The 18,951-nt window shown below is 51.9% G+C and carries 15 protein-coding genes; 8 read left to right on the forward strand and 7 right to left on the reverse strand.

The window, feature by feature from the left end; genetic code table 11:
* Positions 1 to 14: 14 nt before the first annotated feature.
* Positions 15 to 896 (reverse strand): carbohydrate ABC transporter permease, encoded by an 882-nt coding sequence (locus tag JNUCC32_RS18920; RefSeq protein WP_009595368.1) that lies wholly within the window; start codon positions 894 to 896, stop codon positions 15 to 17.
* 16 nt (positions 897 to 912) lie between these two features.
* Positions 913 to 1,803, reverse strand: a complete 891-nt coding sequence (locus JNUCC32_RS18925; protein ID WP_254778116.1) for an ABC transporter permease — start codon at positions 1,801 to 1,803, stop codon at positions 913 to 915.
* A 362-nt stretch (positions 1,804 to 2,165) separates the two neighbouring features.
* On the opposite strand from JNUCC32_RS18925, the gene JNUCC32_RS18930 reads away from it, so the two are divergent.
* A complete protein-coding gene (locus JNUCC32_RS18930; protein ID WP_192569461.1) occupies positions 2,166 to 4,433 on the forward strand; it encodes a helix-turn-helix domain-containing protein in 2,268 nt (755 codons plus the stop codon).
* Between the two features lie 129 nt (positions 4,434 to 4,562).
* On the opposite strand, the gene JNUCC32_RS18935 is transcribed toward JNUCC32_RS18930, so the two are convergent.
* Positions 4,563 to 5,756 carry an acyltransferase family protein gene (locus JNUCC32_RS18935; RefSeq protein WP_228469008.1) on the reverse strand — a complete coding sequence of 398 codons (1,194 nt, stop codon included), beginning with the start codon at positions 5,754 to 5,756 and terminating at the stop codon, positions 4,563 to 4,565.
* Positions 5,757 to 5,937: 181 nt separating this feature from the next.
* Here JNUCC32_RS18935 and JNUCC32_RS18940 point away from each other — a divergent pair, with 181 nt between their 5' ends.
* The 5 genes from JNUCC32_RS18940 (at position 5,938) to JNUCC32_RS18960 (ending at position 10,924) form a co-directional block, all read left to right on the forward strand.
* Positions 5,938 to 6,870: a helix-turn-helix domain-containing protein gene (locus JNUCC32_RS18940; protein WP_090910641.1), complete on the forward strand. Its 933-nt coding sequence runs from the start codon at positions 5,938 to 5,940 to the stop codon at positions 6,868 to 6,870.
* Between the two features lie 204 nt (positions 6,871 to 7,074).
* Positions 7,075 to 8,382: an ABC transporter substrate-binding protein gene (locus JNUCC32_RS18945; protein WP_192569463.1), complete on the forward strand. Its 1,308-nt coding sequence runs from the start codon at positions 7,075 to 7,077 to the stop codon at positions 8,380 to 8,382.
* Positions 8,383 to 8,468: 86 nt separating this feature from the next.
* On the forward strand, positions 8,469 to 9,419 hold the full coding sequence (locus JNUCC32_RS18950) for a carbohydrate ABC transporter permease (RefSeq protein WP_192569464.1): 951 nt from the start codon (positions 8,469 to 8,471) through the stop codon (positions 9,417 to 9,419).
* A gap of 1 nt (position 9,420) precedes the next feature.
* Positions 9,421 to 10,245, forward strand: coding sequence for a carbohydrate ABC transporter permease (locus JNUCC32_RS18955; RefSeq protein ID WP_090910644.1), 825 nt, complete (start codon positions 9,421 to 9,423; stop codon positions 10,243 to 10,245).
* Between the two features lie 139 nt (positions 10,246 to 10,384).
* Positions 10,385 to 10,924 carry a GNAT family N-acetyltransferase gene (locus JNUCC32_RS18960; RefSeq protein ID WP_192569465.1) on the forward strand — a complete coding sequence of 180 codons (540 nt, stop codon included), beginning with the start codon at positions 10,385 to 10,387 and terminating at the stop codon, positions 10,922 to 10,924.
* Positions 10,925 to 11,020: 96 nt separating this feature from the next.
* Here JNUCC32_RS18960 and JNUCC32_RS18965 read toward each other — a convergent pair whose 3' ends face one another.
* Both JNUCC32_RS18965 and JNUCC32_RS18970 read right to left on the reverse strand, forming a co-directional pair.
* Entirely contained in the window at positions 11,021 to 11,530 is a 510-nt protein-coding gene (locus tag JNUCC32_RS18965) for a GyrI-like domain-containing protein (RefSeq protein ID WP_192569466.1), read from the reverse strand.
* A 56-nt stretch (positions 11,531 to 11,586) separates the two neighbouring features.
* On the reverse strand, positions 11,587 to 12,537 hold the full coding sequence (locus JNUCC32_RS18970) for a helix-turn-helix transcriptional regulator (RefSeq protein WP_192569467.1): 951 nt from the start codon (positions 12,535 to 12,537) through the stop codon (positions 11,587 to 11,589).
* A gap of 238 nt (positions 12,538 to 12,775) precedes the next feature.
* Between JNUCC32_RS18970 and JNUCC32_RS18975 the strand changes: the two genes are divergently transcribed.
* Positions 12,776 to 13,258 (forward strand): PH domain-containing protein, encoded by a 483-nt coding sequence (locus JNUCC32_RS18975; RefSeq protein ID WP_012819396.1) that lies wholly within the window; start codon positions 12,776 to 12,778, stop codon positions 13,256 to 13,258.
* Positions 13,251 to 14,930 (forward strand): PH domain-containing protein, encoded by a 1,680-nt coding sequence (locus JNUCC32_RS18980; RefSeq protein WP_192569468.1) that lies wholly within the window; start codon positions 13,251 to 13,253, stop codon positions 14,928 to 14,930. Before JNUCC32_RS18975 ends, JNUCC32_RS18980 begins: the two co-directional genes overlap by 8 nt.
* On the opposite strand, the gene JNUCC32_RS18985 is transcribed toward JNUCC32_RS18980, so the two are convergent.
* Positions 14,925 to 15,563 (reverse strand): TVP38/TMEM64 family protein, encoded by a 639-nt coding sequence (locus JNUCC32_RS18985; protein WP_192569469.1) that lies wholly within the window; start codon positions 15,561 to 15,563, stop codon positions 14,925 to 14,927. The two genes, JNUCC32_RS18980 and JNUCC32_RS18985, sit on opposite strands and share 6 nt — an antisense overlap.
* Before the next feature lie 206 nt (positions 15,564 to 15,769).
* On the reverse strand, positions 15,770 to 18,709 hold the full coding sequence (locus JNUCC32_RS18990) for a family 10 glycosylhydrolase (RefSeq protein ID WP_192569470.1): 2,940 nt from the start codon (positions 18,707 to 18,709) through the stop codon (positions 15,770 to 15,772).
* Positions 18,710 to 18,951 lie beyond the last annotated feature (242 nt).

An 18,951-nucleotide genomic window follows, 5' to 3' on the forward strand; every position in this document is an offset into this window, starting at 1 on the left:
TCGATTGTCCGTAATCAACCTTTAATTGCACCAATCATAACACCCTTCACAAAATACTTTTGCAGGAACGGATACAGCAGCAGCATCGGCAGATTCGTCACGATGACCGCCGCATATTTGATCGCCTCCGCATCCATCAGGCTGCGAGCCAGCGAATCGTCGCTGATATCCACCATCTCCTGCATTTGCCCCTGAACCAGAATTTCGCGCAGGAACAGCTGCATCGGATAATTCGCACGGTCGGACAAGTAGATCAGCGCGCTGAAATACGAATTCCAGTGGCCCACGGCATAGAACAGCACCATTACGGCCAGAATCGGACCGGATAACGGCAGGACGATGCGCCATAGCACCCGCATGTTGGAAGCTCCATCGATAAACGCCGCCTCCTGCATCTCCTTCGGAATGGAGCTCTGGAAGAAGGTCCGCATAATAATGATGTTCCACACGGATACGGCCGAAGGGATAATGATCGCCCAAATCGTATCGAGCATCCCCAGTTCCTTCACCAGCAAGTAATTCGGGATCATTCCCCCGCTGAAAAACATGGTGAATACGATGATCGCCGTAAAAATGCCGCGGCCGTTAAAATCGGCTCTGGACAACGGATAAGCAGCTGCGATCGTCATCAGTACATTCAAGGCCGTTCCCGTCGTCGTATACAGCAGCGTGTTCATGAATCCCCGCATGAGATCCGAATTGGCGAATAACCGCTCGTAGCCGACAAACGACAATTCCTTCGGCCATAACCATACTTCCCCCCGCATCACCGTTTCCGGGGCGCTGATGGAAGCAATCAGAACAAAAAATAAAGGATAGAGCACAAGGAGCGTAATAAATGATAGTATAATGTAAATAAATACTCCGGCTATTCGTTCACTGCGGCTTTGCGGCATATGCCATCACTCCTCCTTACCATAGGCTGTTCTCGCTGACTTTTCGGGCAATCCGGTTTACGGTAATCAGCATGATAAAGTTGACGATGGAGTTAAACAGGCCGACCGCAGCCGAGAAGCTGTACTGGGCACCCAGTATACCGCTCCGGTATACGTTTGTGGCGATGACGTCGGACGCTTCCATATTCAGCGAATTTTGCATCAGGAAGATCTTCTCGAAGCCGACGCCAAGAACGGAACCGATGTTCAGAATGAGCAGTATCGTCATCGTGGGCGCGATCCCCGGCAGATTGATATGCCAGATTCGCCGGAGCCAGCCCGCGCCATCCACCTTGGCCGCCTCATGCAGCTGCGGGTCGATCCCGGCGAGTGCCGCCAAATAGATGATGGAGCTCCAGCCCATGCCCTGCCACACGCCGGACCACACATAGATGCTCTTGAACCAGGAGGGCTCCGTCATGAATGCAATCGGCTCTCCGCCGAAGGAGGTGATAATCAAATTGACGAGGCCGCTTACCGGCGACAGGAACATCATGATCATTCCGACAACAACGACCGTGGACAAGAAATGAGGTGCATAAGTTACCGTTTGTACGAATCGGCGGAACCGGCCCGATCTGGCTTCATTAATCATTAGGGCCAGAATGATCGGAATCGGAAATCCGACCGCCAGCTCATATAACCCGATACCCATCGTATTTTTAATAATGCGCCAGAAATAAAAGCTGTCAAAAAAGCGTTCAAAATGTTTGAAGCCCACCCATGGGCTATCCATGATCCCTTTGTTGGCCATAAAATCCTTGAATGCAATCTGGACGCCATACATGGGTACATAATGAAATACAATGAAGTACAACAGAACCGGTGCAAATAAAGCGTATAGCTGCCAGTTTCTGCGCATCTGCATCATGGTTCTTCGCCAGACACTTTTCCTTTGAATTTTTGAATGCGCTTCCACGTTGCTTAGCTGACGTTGCAAAATCGGCAATCCCCTCTCTTTCGTCTATGCGTCTTCGTGTGTCCCAAGGTCCACGTCTGCATCATAAACGACCCGAACGCATGAGGGGTATTGACCATTTTAATGATGTCTTGCCTTTCATTGGATGGAAGGGCGGAAGCCGCGTTTTCCTAAAGCAATGCTTAAAATCTAAAATATTGACTATCCCATTTTTACGAAAGATTAACACGATTCGGGCACATTCCTTAATACTTGTCCTATATAATGTTATGAAACCTGGAACGTCAGAAAAATACAAAGGGGGGAAGACTGTGAATTGGATCCGGCATAAAAGCCACAGTGTATTCTTTAAAATTTTTCTGAGCTTTCTGGCCATCATCGTGTTATTCGGATTGTTCTATGCGGTTATCTTCCAGCTCTTCAAGACCAGCCTGCAAAAAGAAATCATCGATAACAGCCAACGGTCGGTTCACGAAACGGCAGAACGGTTCAACAACCAATTCAGCAGGCTGCAGGTATTAATGTTCGATATATATAACCAGTCCGAATTAATCGGCTTCAATAATCAGCTTCGCCACCAGACCGGAAACGAAGTCAATTACTTGAAGGCCCGGGACGTGATGATGCAGATGCGGAGCGATATCTATAACCCGCTGTTCTTTCTGGAGGACACCCTGATTTATCTTCGCGAGTTTGATTTCGTGCTCAGCAAATCCGGGAGCGGCGATGCTGCCTATATGTTCAATCGTTCCTATACGAGTCCGATGTACCCTTATTCGTTCTGGAACGGTTATACGGGTGATCCGGAATCCTTCAAGCTCCTCCCTGCGTCAACCTATCGAATCAACAACGATTTGTCCGAGAAAACGCTGATGCCCTTTGTTTACAAGCAGCCGGACAGTCCATATGAGGTCATTGCCCTCATCGATATCGATAAGGCCGCCCAGTCCTTCTTCGGCGAGTCGAACGATCGCGCGCTTGCCATTCTGAATGCCGAAGGCCAAGTGCTGTACACGCTGGGCTCCATGAACCAGGATCAGCTACCTCCGTTCGAGGCCGGTCAAAAAGCCGTACTGAAGGATGGAACCTACTATTTTGCGGAAGCCGGATCCGACGGATTGACCTATGTCTCGGCCGTACCTTACAGCCATGTCTCTTCCCAGCTGAGTCGGTTAACCGGCGGACTGCTGCTTATTTTCTGCCTATCGCTCGGGGTAGCGCTTGCTGCATCCTATTTCCTCAGCCGGCGGCTGCATAAGCCGGTGAAGCAGATCCTGACGACCGTGCTGAACAGAGCCAGCAGCTCGGCGATGCCGGAAATCGGCAGCGTCACGGAATACGACCTGATCCAGAACCGCATTCAGGAGCTGTTCCGGGAGAAGGAAGAGATTCGGGACCGCATGAACAAACACAAGTCCGTCCTGACCAGTTACTCTTATATCAGTCAGTTGAAGAGCATCAATACCGATATCAGCGAATGGGAGGATTTCCTGTCGGATGAAGGAAGCTTCATCGTGGTTCTGTACCATATCCGGTTCCGGATGAATCCGGTCTATGAGCTTCCCCTCCAAACCGATCAGGCCGTCCGCCATATGCTGGAGCATATTCATCTGATCACGGCCGAACGCTATCCGGGCTCCCATACGTTCCAGATCGAGAAGAACGAGATCGTCTCCATCTTCAAACGGGAGGAAGCGGCCCGCCTGGAGGAATTGCTGCTGGAGATCAAGGATATGTTGAACGAGGAGAAGGAATTGTTCCTGGTCACGATTGCGGTCAGCTCCCAGGTAAGCGATTCGTCCGAATTCAATCAAGCCTACCATCAGGTCAAAGGATTGACTGCCCAGGCTCCGCTGCTCGAGGAATCGCAGATCGTGACCATGCAGCGGGTACTCCCTACCACCGTCAACCTGAGCCCGCCGCAGGAAAAAGGACTGCTCGACGCGCTGCAATCCGGCAGCGACGGCCGCTCCCTGCAGATCATCGACCAGGCGCTTGAAGCCATGCAGCGCAAGGAGGCCGGCATCACGCAATTCCGTTTCTTCGCCGATTCCGTGGCTTCCAAAATTCTAAGTTATATGGAGATGGCCCAGATTGACAAAACCTCCGTCCAATCCTTGAAGCAGTGGAGCGCAAGATTGGCGGAATGCCATTGTTTATCTGATTACCAAGGGGTATTCCGTCAGCTCGTCGAAGCCTCCTGTGCCCTCATCCGCAAGAAAAAGGATACCGGGGAAGAGCCGCTTATCGCCATGTTCATGAACATTGTCCATAACCAGTATGCCGATGATCTGTCCCTGGACTATCTGTCAGCCAAACTGAACCTGTCGAGCGCCTACCTCTCCGTTTATATCAAGGAGAAGACCGGTCTCAACTTCAGCGATCACCTCCTCGGCATCCGCATGAACAAAGCGAAGGAGCTGCTGGCGTGCACCGACCTGACCGTCAATGAGATCAGCCAGCGCGTCGGCTATCTCAACATTACCTCCTTCAACCGAACATTCAAGAAGGCCGTCGGCATGACGCCGGGCGCATACCGCAGGCAGCATGTGTTGCAAACCCATGCGAGCGGATCCTGAAGAAAAAACAAAAAGAAAACCTTCTCTTTCTCGGCATGCACCGGGCGTAAGCCCGGCCGGTATCCCGGAAGAGAAGGTTTTTTTGCGTTTCATTGTTCGCTCACAAGATGGAGGTAACCGAATCTGTATTTAGTCGGCCTTTATGGTCTGTTCCGTTTGTATTTGGTCCTCCCGTCTTCTCAGTTTCCCAGACGCGAATAACGCTTTGTTCCACCTGGATAACCCGAGCAGAATCCGGGCATCCACGAGCCGGTAAAACCAATGGGCCACCGCGGCGATAACCGCAAACGTGAGAATCGTGGTAAGCAGCACGCGGGGACCATAACCCAGAAACGGGCTGAGTTGCAGAAAGACATAGCTTCCGAACGAGCAAATAACCGTAAAGTGTACGAGGTACAGCGAGAACGAGATTTTACCCAAATAAGCAAAAAAACGATGGCTGAATATCGACTGCATTCGGCTTGAATGCAGCAGCGCCGTCAGGATCAGGAATGATCCGATTACATGATAAAACACAAAGAAATCGAAATCGGCAGTTCCCCACTGGAGGATCGAATATACCGTTCCTTGCGGTGCGACATAAGGATAGGAGCCTAGGTAAATACCGGCGCAGAGCAGCAGGAGCTGGATCCAGGACCGATGGATAAATGCCGGCCCCTCCCTCCCGCTGTTCTTTACATCGCTTAACAGCATGCCCAGGACGAATCCCAAATAGTAGGCATCGATGAATAAACAGATGAGGATTGCATACACGGCATAACGAATCCGATGGCGGCCGCAAACAATCAGAAAAACGAAGATCATGAACGAACCGAACAGCTCGTACGTCATCGTCCATAGCACGGGATTGTACTGCGAGCCATAAGTAAAAAAGGTATGGAACAAGCTTTCCTTCAGCATAACCAGCAGATTGGCGTCCGCGGCAAACGGATCGGGCATCGAAGATAACGTCATCCCGCGTATATTGTCATAAGCCCCGAGATCCCATACGAGGATCAGATATGCAAGGAAAACGGATGCCAAAGCCGGCACGGCCAGACGAAAATAGCGGCGGATGGCGGAAGAATAAACGATGAACCTGTCCCCTGTTCCAAAAAAACGATAGCTGAGCACGTATCCGCTGAGCACAAAAAACAGGCAGACGGAGAAGTTGCCGTTAAACAGCAGATTGAACGGCGTTCGCGCGGCAATCCCCTCAAAAGCGAAATGCTCGATCTCCTCCCTCCCCTCAAAAACCGACGGTGCAAACACTTGAAAAAAATGAGATACCACCACGATCAAGGCAGCGAGCCCTCTCAAGCCGTCCAAATATACGATTTTCATAAACAACCCCGCGTTCCCCTATGAAATAGGCTGATAATGTGACCTATATTTCTTAGGGAGGAGGAGGAATTCTGTACACGATCCGGATGTTTTAGGGATAATCATGTTTAAGAAAATGGCTGTCACCTAAAATGAAAGCGTTTTCTTAAACTAAAGGAAATCAACAGGGGAGGGAATTTATTTGAGTATTTATTGGAGTCAGGTCGATATTGAAGAGCTAACGGGATCAGGTGTCGTTTATTTTAACTCAAAGATGGAGATGTTGGAAGGTCTTCCATGCAAAATGTATAAATTGACCTATCAGCAGAGCCTGTGGACGCATTGCCATGATTATTTTCAGATATGGTATGTGGCAAAAGGCGCTTTCCTGCACACCGTCCAACAACAGGTATACGAGATACGCAAAGGCGATATTTTTGTTATTCCTCCATTTACCCTGCACAGCGTAAGCATTTCACCCGATGAGGACATCGAAATTTACGGCTGCGAATTCATGCCCTCCTTCGTGAACGAGAGATTTCAGGAACAGCCGACAGACCATGCCTTTTTCGATGTGGCCTTTCTGGAATACTTTCTGCGCAAGGAAACGAATGCCCAATCCCAAATCACGCTGGACAGCGTTACCGACGTAACGGTTCGAAATGTCCTGAAGGATATGCTGATCGAATACGAGAGACGCACCCCTTTTTTTCAAATCTCGCTCAAGGCCAAGCTGCTTGTGCTTCTCTCGATTCTGGCACGGCAGGTTAACGGCGAGCTGCTGCGTGAAGGATTCGAGAAATCGGAGAAATACCGGGAAATCATGACAAGAGTCGTTGATCACATCCATAACCACTACCAGGAAGATATGAATTTGAATGATCTATGCAGCCTATCGAATTTATCAAGGTCCACGTTCTGCATCCTCTTCAAAGAATGGACAGGCAAAACATTCAACCGTTATCTCACCGACCTGCGGATTCTGCAGGCCATGATGATGCTGAAGCAGCCGGAGTTATCCGTAACGGATGTTTGCTACTCCACCGGATTTAATGAACTCTCCTATTTTTGCAGAATCTTCAAAAAGTATACGGGCATCTCTCCCACCGACTTTCGTAAGCAAGCGATGAAATAGAGTGTTCAATGCCATACGATAATCCTATTTTTGAACACGATAGTGAAATGAAATGATTTTTTTACATGCTACGATATCCATAATTCTTACAAATAACTGGATCAGGGCCGGTTGTTTAGTCAACTGTGTTGGGGAGGGAATTGATAGAACTTCAATGAATGACGTTGCACGATTGTACACGATTGCTCAAGGGGAGGAAGAGGAATGAAGAAGAAATCATGGATCTGGAGCCTTATTCTATTATTCTCTATCGTAACAGGATGCTCGGGCGGTAATGCGCCCCAAGCAGGCAGTGATGCTGGTGACGAGCCATCCGATAATCCGCCTGCCCAGGATGCCGTAACGCTCGACTTCTGGTACGGATGGACCGGACCGGAAGCGGAGGCGTTGGAAGCGTTGATTGCCAAGTGGAACAGCGCCAATCCCGACATTCAAGTGAAGGGCTTATCCCAAAGCGATTACCAGAAACAGCTTACCGCGATCACCGGGGGCAATCCTCCGGACATCGCATCCCAATTCGGACAAAATGTCGTGCCGTGGGGACTCCGTGGCGCCATGATGCCGCTGGATGATTATATAGCGAAGGACGGCGTCGATCTTAAGGACTTCGTGCCGGCTGCCCTAAGCACGTCACAGCATGAAGGCAAGACGTATGCAATCCCGACGGCCATGCACGTGTCCATGCTGTTCTACAACAAGGATATTTTGCAGGAAGCCGGTTATGACGGTCCGCCGGAAACGATAAGCGATTTGAAAGAGTATATCAAGAAGCTGAGCGTCGCTCAGGATGACGGCCGCCTCCAGCGGCTTGGATTGTGGCCGGGCATGGATGCGTATACGTTCAGTTATGCCTTTAACGGATCGTTTTATGATGAAGCAACGCAGCAGGTGACGCCTGATCATCCGGGGATCCAATCGGCCATCAAGCTCTCGAAGGAGATCTGGGATCAATACGGTTCCGATAATCTGGACCGATTCTCCTCCGGGCTCGGCCAATACATGTCGGCACAGAATCCGTTCTTCTCGGGCAAATACGCGATGACGATTGACGGAGAATGGCTGCCCACCTTCATCAAGCAATACTCGCCTGATCTGAACTACGGCATAGCTCCCATTCCTTATGATGAGAGCAACCCGGAACTTAAAAACTCCGGAAATGTAACCACCAGCGTATTCTATATTCCGAAAGGCGTCAAAAACCCGGACGCTTCCTGGAAATTCATCAAATGGATAACCGAGCCGGAGCAAATGGCCGAGTTTACGGCTGCCCTCGGGAATCTCCCGACTCGAAATTCGGCCTTCTCCAACCCGCTCTACGAGGATGTGCCAGGGTTTAAGGAATTCCTCGACTATTCGAGGAGCGAAAACCTGAAGTCCTTCCCGGCTTCTTCCTACGCGAACGAGTACATGACGGAGTTCAGCGCGCAATATGACGCTATTCTCCGAGGCACCGTCAGCATGGAGGAAGGCCTGGACAAGGTGAAGGCCAAGATTCAGCCGCTGGTGAAATGATGAACCAAGCAGGCTCTGTCCAATGCAGCGATGGGTTGGGCGGGGCCGCTGCCTAAATATTTTGAAGCGGAAGGAGAATCGCGAAGATGAGAGTCTCCACAGCAAATCAACGAAAGCCCGTATCAGGCTGGTCCAGGAAGGAACGTCATTATGTGTATCTTGGCCTGGCGTTCGCCTCTCCTTGGATCATCGGGTTTCTCGCTTTTACCGTCTATCCGTTCTTCGGCTCGCTCTATCTGAGTCTGACCGAATACGATTTATTCAGCCCTCCCCAGTGGGTGGGACTGCAGAATTACGAGCAAATCCTCGCGGATGACCGCTTCTATAAATCGCTCGGTAACACCTTTTTCATGGCGTTCATATCCGTGCCGATCACGCTGGCCGTCTCACTGCTGATTGCCGTGATGCTCAATTTCAAAGTAAAGGGGATCAATTATTACCGCACCATCTTCTACCTTCCGTCCGTCATACCGATCGTTGCAAGCGCTCTATTGTGGACATGGATGCTGAACCCCGACTTCGGGTTGGTTAACTTGGCACTTCGCACCCTGGGTTTAGCAGACCCGGCGTGGCTGCTGGATCCACGTTATACGAAACCGTCTCTTATCCTGATGAGCCTGTGGGGCTCGGGTGCCGGCGCTTTAATCTTCCTGGCCGCCCTCCAGGGCGTGCCAAGGCAATATTATGAAGCGGCTCAGGTGGACGGAGCGAACTGGTGGTACCGCTTCTGGAAGATCACGGTCCCTGCCCTGTCCCCCATCATTCTTTTTCAGCTCATCATGGGGCTGATCGGCGCCTTTCAAATCTTTACGGAATCGTATATTTTGGCTGGCGGCAAGGTGGATGGAAGCGGCTCATTGGGCGGGCCGGAGCAATCGCTGCTGTTCTATGCGGTCAATTTGTATCAGGAAGCCTTTGTCTTTCTGAAGATGGGTTATGCCTCGGCGCTCGCCTGGATTCTGTTCATCATCGTGCTGCTGATTACGTTCATCCTGTTAAAAACGTCGGGCCGCTGGGTCTATTACGGAGGTGAGTAACATGGCTGTCAGGTTGCGGGTTATCTTGCCGCATGTAGTCCTTCTTCTATTCGCTGTGATCTTCCTGTTTCCATTTGTATGGCTGGTGATGACCTCGCTGAAAACGCCGGAGGAGATACTCGAGTTCCCGCCGAGCATTTTCCCGGAGACGTTCCAGTGGTCCAATTATAAAGAGGCGCTTTCTGCCATTCCGTTTACCCGCTACATGATGAACACGTTTCTGATTTGTATGGTGAATATCATCGGCCAGCTATTCTCTGCACCGCTGGTAGCCTACTCGATTTCCCGCATCCCCTGGAGGGGCCGGAACATCATCTTTACCATCGTCGTGGCAACCATGATTCTGCCGGCTCAAGTGCAGATGATTCCGCAGTACATCATCTTCACCAAGCTCGGCTGGGTCAATACGATCATGCCGCTTACCATCGGCGCATTCTTCGGGGCGCCGTTCTTCATCTTTTTGCTTCGGCAGTTTCTGCTTGGCGTGCCGACCGAATTGTCCGAGGCAGCAAAGATCGACGGGGCTTCGGAGCTGCGGATCTATATCAAGATCATTATGCCGATCCTGAAGCCGGCACTGGCCACCGTTGCTTTATTCTCTTTTGTGTGGTCGTACGTGGATTTCATGGGACCGCTCATCTATCTGAACGATTCGGCCAAATGGACCATCACCGTCGGCCTGCAAAGCTTTCAGCAGGACCACGGGGCACAGTGGGAGAAACTGATGGCGGCATCCACCATCATGGCGATTCCCATGATCCTGATCTATTTCTTCGGACAGAAGTATTTCATGAAATCGGGATCGGCGTTGACCGGGTTTAAATAATGGGTTGAATGAAACCTTCTCTTCCATGGCAGTTAGGCCGATCAGGCCCGCTGCGAATATGGAAGAGGAGGTTTTTGTGCTGATCGTGCAGAAATAAACGATGAAGAAACGATATCAATAGACATAAAGGATGAGATTAATGACTTATCATATCACTGCCATGACGGAGGCGTTTGCCGATCAAATCATGTCTTGGAACTATGAGCCTCCCTATGACGTCTACGACAGCGGACAGGATGAGGAGTTTCGAAGAGAGCTTCTGGAATGTTCGTATTACGCCATACTGGACGATGAGCAGCAATTGATCGGTTTTTGCTGCACGGGTTCATCAGCCCAAATACCGATTGCGATCCCGTTAGGGGCATACGATGAGGATCTGCTCGATATCGGACTCGGCATGAAACCGGAGCTGACGGGAAAAGGCTTGGGACACAAGTTCCTCTCCTGCGTGCTGGCATCCATGGGAGAACTTCACCAACGCAAATCGTTTCGGCTGACTGTAGCCCGATTCAACGAACGAGCCATTCGCCTGTATGCCAAGCTTGGCTTCTCGGAGGCTGCAATGTTCGATAAGGGCGGCACCTCCTTCATGACGATGGTCAAAAAGCCCGGGGCATCTTCAAACAGCAAGAAGGGCATCTCGCAAGATCCAGGATCTTTTGAGACACCCTCTATTTGATGTTGACAACCATCGGTTGGCCCGGATCGGATCGTATTCCCTTTGGATCGTCTTATCAGCTCCAGGCACCCGAACCGGTCTTCCGATGCTTCGCGGCTATTCAATTGCGATATATACGTTCACCACAGTATTCGCAGGATCAAACTGCTGCATGTCATAGCGTTCGTAATCGCCCGTATAGGTTCTTTTTTCCGCCGCTTGGTCGAAGTAGCTCCAAATTTCATGCCATACCTCAGGCACGATCTCCATTAAGGGGCCGCGTCTTGTCCGGAATACCAAATACCTGGATGCAGGGACGGAGGCTTGCTGAAGTTCACTGGAGGTTTCGGCAGCCACGTCTTCATCTATCCTGTTGCCGATTATTAAGGTATACGACCCGGATGCGTCGCTTTCGTAATCCGTGTACAACCCATAGATGGCTTGATCCTTATCAGATAATCGTGCCTGCAAGCCGCTTTGGAAATACCGATCCCATAACTGCGGTATTTTGCCTTGCGGTCCTGCCTCCGCTTCGTTTGTCGTTCGGACGCCGACGCCCTGAATGGACATGGCGGGTCTAGTTTCGATCCATCGTTCACTTTGATTCTGCTGTTGACTATGACTCATAGTTGTTTCCTCCTTGAGATGAATATATCTCTATTCTAAAGAGGTAACGTGGACATCTATCTGTCCGGGTTATCGTAACGCAGCAGCATCCGTTTCGCCCTTCGCTTCACTTCCTCGGCTGCTTCGCCCGGAAGCTCAACCAGCACTTGATCCCCGAAGCTCAGAATCATGCCGTAAAACCACTCGTCCAGCTTGTATAACACATGAACGCGCAAAGATCCGTCCGGGTTGACGGTCACTTGTTCCGGCGGAAACATATCCGCCACCCGCTGACGCGCGGCAGCCTCGAATAGCAGAACGGTCTCCTGCTCCCGAGCATTGGACCAGGAGGAGTCCCATTCCAAACGTTCCTTGCCCGGCCATGGCCTTGGCTCATACGCTTCGCTCAGCATCTTGATATCCTGCATGCGCGACAACCGGAAGAGGCGAAAATCTTCCCGCTCCAGGCAAAAGGCCTGCACATACCAAACATTGCCCTTCAGAAACAAGGATGCCGGTTCAATGGTTCTTCGCTCCGCGCTGCCTTCCGCATCGATATATTCCATCTGCACCCTGCGCTTGTCATGAATGGCTTGTTTGAGCAATCCCACGGCGGGTTTCAGTCCCTGACGCTGTCCCCAAGGCTGAAAGTCCATGACTACGGGCTCCTTCCGATATTCATCGCCAAGTCCCTGCTCTACCCTGCGCAGCAGCGCTTTGATCTTCTCCAGCAGCATGCCCATCTGCGGATCCTCCAGTGCGCTGCTCAGCCCCTTAACGGCTGTAACCAAGGTGCTCATCTCCTCGGCGGACAGCCAGTACTTATCGATCATATAATGCTCCATGATCTCAAATCCGCCGGTGATCCCCTGGTGGGCAACAATCGGAATGCCGGCTTGGCACAGTGTATCCATATCTCGGTATATTGTCTTGCTGGATACCTCGAACCGATCCGCCAGCTCTTTGGCGCTCAGTCTCCCACGGTTAAGAAGCAGGACGGTTATGGCTAACAGCCGGTCTATTTTCATGATCAGCCATCCTTTCGTTCTCGATCATTTCATCAGCTTTCTTAACTCAAGCTTAACAGAATCGGGATGTGTTCATGCAACCGTTAGGTCGGGTTCAGATGATCGTTAATCTGTTATGCTACAATGATAAGCACGGCAAGCAAACAGGGGCGGAATGAAACGCGGTTTTCCCAAGCAACGTAGACATACATATAGGTAAGGAATGATCGAATCTTTAACATCAAGGAGGAACCTACATATGGACCATCGGCTTGACGCCATGCGCAAGTGCCACCCGGACTCCGTCACGATCTCCCGCATAACGGGCTTCATCACGGACGGAATTATTATGCTCGCTGCAGCAGCTTATCTGATCATCGCGGCTATACTCGGATGGACCCTCATTCCCGGGTGGATCACCATCGGACTCCTGGTTCTCGGAGCCTGGTTTACTTGGGCCGTGCCCTCTTTCACTTACAAACAATTCGGCTTTAAAGTCAGCGAGGAGGAATTGGAGCTTCGCTCCGGCTGGATCTGGCTCAGCGACACCCTCGTTCCCATGACGCGGGTCCAGCATGTCGAGCTGGAACGGGGGCCGCTCCTTCGCAAATACGGCTTAGCCAAGGTCAAGGTGGTCACGGCGGCAACGACCCATGTCATTCAAGCGCTCAAGCTGGAAGAAGCAGAGGAACTAAAGAAACAGATCGGCGAGCTGGCCAAAGTGGTGGATCACGATGAATGAACCGACAAGGCTGCACCGGCTGTTCATCCTGTTCCCGCTCGTAGGCAGCGTAAAATCGCTCATTCCGATCGCAGCCCTCGTATCCATCAAATTCCTTAACGGAAAATCGCTGCGCGACATCCCTTGGTATTGGCTGTCCGCCGCCATCGTCATCCTGGTCTCGCTTCTGCTCCTGTACGGGTATCTGAAGTGGAAACGCTTCGTCTATACGCTGGAAGAAGACAAAATCCTCATTCGCCGCGGCGTGCTGTTCCGGGAGGAAATGTCCATCTATACGGGCCGCATCCATTCCATGAATATGGAGCAGCCCTTGCTGCAGCGTTTATTGGGGCTTACCCAGGTCCGGATCGAAACGCCGGGCAAAAAGGAAGGCGGCGGCGGCATCCTTCCGGCCGTCACCAATAGCGAAGGCGAACGGCTGCAGCGCTGGCTGCGCGAGCAAACCCAAACCAGGCAGGCGGATCGCGAGGTTCACCCAGCTGCGGAAAACTCCGGCCGATCCGGTCAGAGCCTTTCCTCAGAGACGGAGAGAACGTCCGTTCCTTCTCCGGGGACCCCGGAGGCTTACGAATCCGTTCACCACCCGTCATATCATAACCGGGACTTTGAGAGCGTCCCGTTGATGGATTCCGAATCCACCGCCGCCGGCAGAGAAAAGGCAAGCCGTCCCATCCCGGCCGAGGAAGAACGCAGGACGCTGCTCCAGCTATCCTCGGGCCGTCTGCTCATTGCCGCTCTATCCTCGCCCAACCTGTCATTGGCTTTAGCCTTTGTGGGCGGTATCGTGTCTTTTGCCGACGACCTGCTGCCGGATCGGATGTACCAATCGCTGTTTCAATCGGCAGGGAAGCTGCTGCCCGGCAGCTGGATCAGCATCGCGGCATTGGCACTCATCGTGTCCTGGCTGCTCTCGGCCGTGCTCTACACGATCAAATATGCCGGATTTACCGTCGAGCGTTTCGGGAAACAAATCTCGGTCAGCTGCGGTCTGCTGGAGAGAAAAAGACTGCTCTTCTCCCCGGAACGCGTATTGGCCATAACCGTAAAGGAAGGCGTATTCCGGCGATGGTTCGGTTACGCCGAAGTGAAGGTTCATGTGCTTACGTCAGAGTCCGAGAAACATTTCATGCTGCATCCTCTGCTGAAGACCGGGGATATCCCGGCGCTGCTGAAGCGGGTTACGCCTCAATTCAGCGCTCAGGCCATTTCGGCTTCGCCGCCGCCCCGCGCCAGATGGATGTACGTCCGCTGGAAGCTGGCTTTTGCCGCAGCGGTCAGCGCCGCATGCATTTGGTATTTTGACAGGCTCGGTTTATTGTCGCTCCTGCTGCTTCCGCTCTCGTTGGCCTGGGGACTTCTGTCGCACCGGGATTCCGGACTGAACGTCACGGGTAAACAGCTTACGATCCGCAGCCGCTTCATAGCAATGTCCACCAGGTACATACGTCGGCCGCAGATCATTGCCATGGAGGTCAGCGGTACCCGCAGGCAGCTTAGAAAGGGGCTTCTCTCCCTTCAAGTGAAGATGATATTCAGCGAAATCAACGAGAGTTTAAGCGGAATGGAACAGCAAGAGATCGAGGCCGTACGGGCATGGTTCCAACAGAAAAAAGGCGAGACCATAGCCCCTGCAGGGCAGGGAGGTCCCACCTCGTCGATCGAACGCCTATAAGCGTTTGGCCTCCGTTCTACCCGAACGGCCCAAGCCCGTCAAACGGTAAACCAGAAGGGTTACGGCAAGAAATACGCCATATACGCCTATGGTTATTAGGATATGGGAAGGATTGGACATCAAATTGTCTCCTACCATCGAGAACAGCAGCATGGCGGGAATTTTGCCCAATGCGGACGCCAAGCTGTACGATACGAACGTTACCTTGCTGAGCGCTGCGTACACATTGATGACAATGGAAGGAATAAACGGGATCAACCGGGTAAACAGGATGGTCAAAAAGGCGTTCCGTTCAAACATCGTGGTCACTTTTCCCAGGCTGTTGTAACGGTGAAGCGCCCGGTTGCCCCATTCCTGATAACCGTAGCGGATGAACATGAACATCAGGATGGAAGCAGCTGTGGAGCCGACCCAAGTAACCATCCCGCCGATAACCGGACCCAGGGCCGCCCCGATTACGCCGCCGACAACGGGATAAGGGATCACCGGGAACAAAGCCATGGCGACAGCGACGAGCATGATCAGCATGATGCTGTCTGTCGATCGAATCCATGCCAATATGAACTCGCCTTTATAGTAAATAAGACCACCCACGGCAACGTAGACAAGTGCCATTCCTAATTTTTTGACCATGCACCACACTCCAAGACATAATGCCTCTATTGTACCATGGAGCATGTCGATTGGAACAAGCAGCAAAAGGGACGTCCTAAGGCATTATGCCTAAGGATGTCCCTTTTTTTTGATACAGGCCAGTCCGTTCTCTAAAGCGACATCTTGCTAGAGAGGCAAACCCGCCGTGAACCGATATGGGTTACACTCTGCGGGCGCATGTAAGCTCACGGCTTGCTCGGTTTCCCTGGTGGATTTACCGGGGGCTTTCCAGGCTTGCCGCTATGTTTCACTTTCACCGTGACCGGTTTGCTTGCGGTACTCTCGTTATGCAGACGATCAACAGCCGTCACAACATACGTGTAAGTTTGCCCCTCCGCTACGGTATGATCCACAAAGAATTGCGTCTTATCGGTTGTTTTTCGGAGAGTTCCCAACAAATGCGACGAATCCTGAACACTGCCAGCGCCTCTGCCATCAAAACGGTAGACTGCATAATACGTCTCGTCACCTGTCGACCTCCAGCTGAGCTTCACGCCTTCCCGTACTTGGTCGGCCTTTGGCTTCTTGGTCGCAGCCGGTGCCTCCGATTCAATCCAAGGCATGGCCGGGATGAGCGCCGGGTATCGGTACAAATCGTTTTTCAGTCTGTCCGTAAATCCAAGCGCGTTGTCCTTAAACCATTTGGAGCTGAAATACATGCTGCCCCGAACTTCCTCGAAGTTTCGATTGTATTGGATCTGGTTCGGCATTTCGTCGGGGTTGGACCAGTCGGCATTCGACCCGATTCTATATACGGCTTGTCCGCTGTACAGATGAACGTTCTTGCCGGACACGATCCCGCTCCACCAATCGATCAGCTTATCGTAAGCCGCTGCGGAGTACCCGATGTTCCAATAAATCTGCGGCGTGATATAGTCGATCCACTCTTCTTCGACCCATTTCTTCGAATCCGCGTAAATCGCATGATAACTCTCGAGTCCCGTCGTTTCGGAGCCGGACGGATCGCTAGATTTGTTTTTCCAAATACCAAACGGGCTGATGCCGAATTTCACGTAGCTCTTCTCCGCCTTGATGGCTTCCTTCACGTTTTGAATGAAGGTATTGACGTTATTTCTTCTCCAATCGCTCTTGTTCGTAAAGGAGCCCTTGTACTGATTAAACGTATCCGTATCCGGGAAATCCACGCCCGTTACGGGATACGGGTAGAAATAATCGTCAAAATGCACGGCGTCGATATCGTAATTCCGAACGACCTCCATGATGCCGTCAATGATGAACTGCTGCGCCTCCGGCACCCCCGGATTGAAATACAGCTTGCCGCCGTATTCCTCAACCCATTCGGGATGCTGTCTGGCCGGGTGATCCGCCACCAGCTTGTTGATGTCTCCCTGCAGGCTGATGCGATACGGATTGAACCAGGCGTGGAACTCCATGTTTCGCTTATGCACTTCCTCGAGCAGGAATGCCAGCGGATCGTAACCCGGATCCTTGCCTTGTTCACCTGTCAGCCACTCGGACCAAGGCCCGTATTGGGACGGGTAAAAAGCATCCGCCGTCGGTTTGATCTGCATGATGACCGCGTTCATTCCGGCATCCTCCAGCTGATCGAGCAGCTGAATGAATTGCTGCTTCTGCTGCTCCGGATCGGTAACCCCTTTAGCCGGCCAGTCGATATTATCGACGGTGGCGATCCATGCCGCCCGCATCTCGCTTTTCGGATGCCGGGAAGCTTCATTCACGGTGATATAGAGCGAATCGGTCTTTCCTTGGAACGCGGCTGTTATTCTAGCGGAGCCTACCTTCAAACCGCTCACCACCCCTTGATCAGAAACCGAAGCGACGTCCGGGTTGCTGCTGGTAAACGTAACGCCTTCCTCTATGGTCTGCGGTTCAGCCATCCATGAGTACGTGGCGGATACCACCGTTTCAAAAGAATCTCCAACCGTCACGGACGTAAGCCCCTGAAGTTTAATGCTTTGCAAAACAGGAACCGGATCCGTTACGGTAATGGTATGATGGGCGGATGCTCCCCGGTACGACGCCGTAATGGCAGCCGTCCCTTCGGAAACCGCGGTCAGTCGACCCGCTTGATCGACCGATACAACGCCAGGCTGATCGCTTGTATAGCTAATGCCTTCGGTCATCCACACCGGATCCGTCTGGTTTCCGTAGACGGAGTAAACCACGCTGGTTCTCATGTTGTCGGTAACGCTAGTCTCCATATGAAGCGGCCCGGACAACAGCAATTCATGGGGAGCCGGGGCATCCGCCGCCACATGCAGCTCCAGCTGGGCTTTTGGCGCATCGCCGTACTCGGCCGTGATGGTCACCGTTCCCGGTGCCAATGCTTCAATGGTGTCGTATGTAGCGCCTGTCACGGTGGCAACGGATTCGTCGCTGCTGGTCAGTTTCACGCCGGATGTCAGCAACGTTGGCTCCGACTGTCCTTCATAGGTTGCATACACTTGCGGTTTGACCGCTTCACCGACGCCCATAGGCGTCAGTCCGCCGATGTCGAGCCCATATACCGGAGAAGCCGTATAGAAGGCGGACAGCCTGTCGAAGTATAAGGCACCTTTGTTTTTATTCGTGTCTTTTAATTCGGCTACGTAGATTTGATTCACTTTGAGAGGAGCCTGAATGGTAGAGGGAATGTTTAATTTGACGTATTTCCAGCCCTTCCAGTTAAGACCGGAGGTGGCTGTAAAATCAACGGTATGCTTGCCGCCGGAAGAATCCTGAAGCTGTGCACGGAGCCAGTGGTTGCCGCCGTCGCCGTAAACCCACAAGCCGAGTGCCTTCGGTGATCCGGGAACGCTCCTGCCTGTTGATCCATCCGGGTCTCTGAAATTGAGATAAGCCGCCGAGGTGCCGGATTCGCTGCCCACAAAATCATAGCTTAAGGCTGCAGCGTGATGTCCGTAATAAATCGGCTCCGGCCTCCCCGCCAAATCCAGCTGGGCCTTCCCCCTTGCGGAAGACGCAAATAAATTCGTTACCGATTCGAAATCCTCCAGCACCGCTGCTTCCGGCTGTCCTGCGCTTGCGTTCGTTTCAACGGAATTGCCCCAAACAGACACGGCCGAGCTGAGCATCACGGCGAATGCCAACGTCATGGACAGAATGGACTTACTGCTTCGATAGACACGCCTTTTGGTTATCATTCATCAATTCACTCCCTATGGTATGAGTGCTTGCTATCCGAACCGAAGCCCGATTTCCAGCGAAATCGCTGCCGCTCACCTCCGATCATGCGACTGAAGTAGATGACGTCCTGCTGTTGTACCTGTGTTCATCTCTATCACTATCATATTGAAATTTTATTTCAAATTTCAATAGTTTTTGTAAAATATAATTTTAAATCTCCGGCAGGAATTTTAGTCCGCATGACGTACAATGACCAAAA

The organism is Paenibacillus sp. JNUCC32, assembly GCF_014863545.1.
Classification (GTDB): Bacteria; Bacillota; Bacilli; order Paenibacillales; family Paenibacillaceae; genus Paenibacillus_AQ; species Paenibacillus_AQ lautus_A.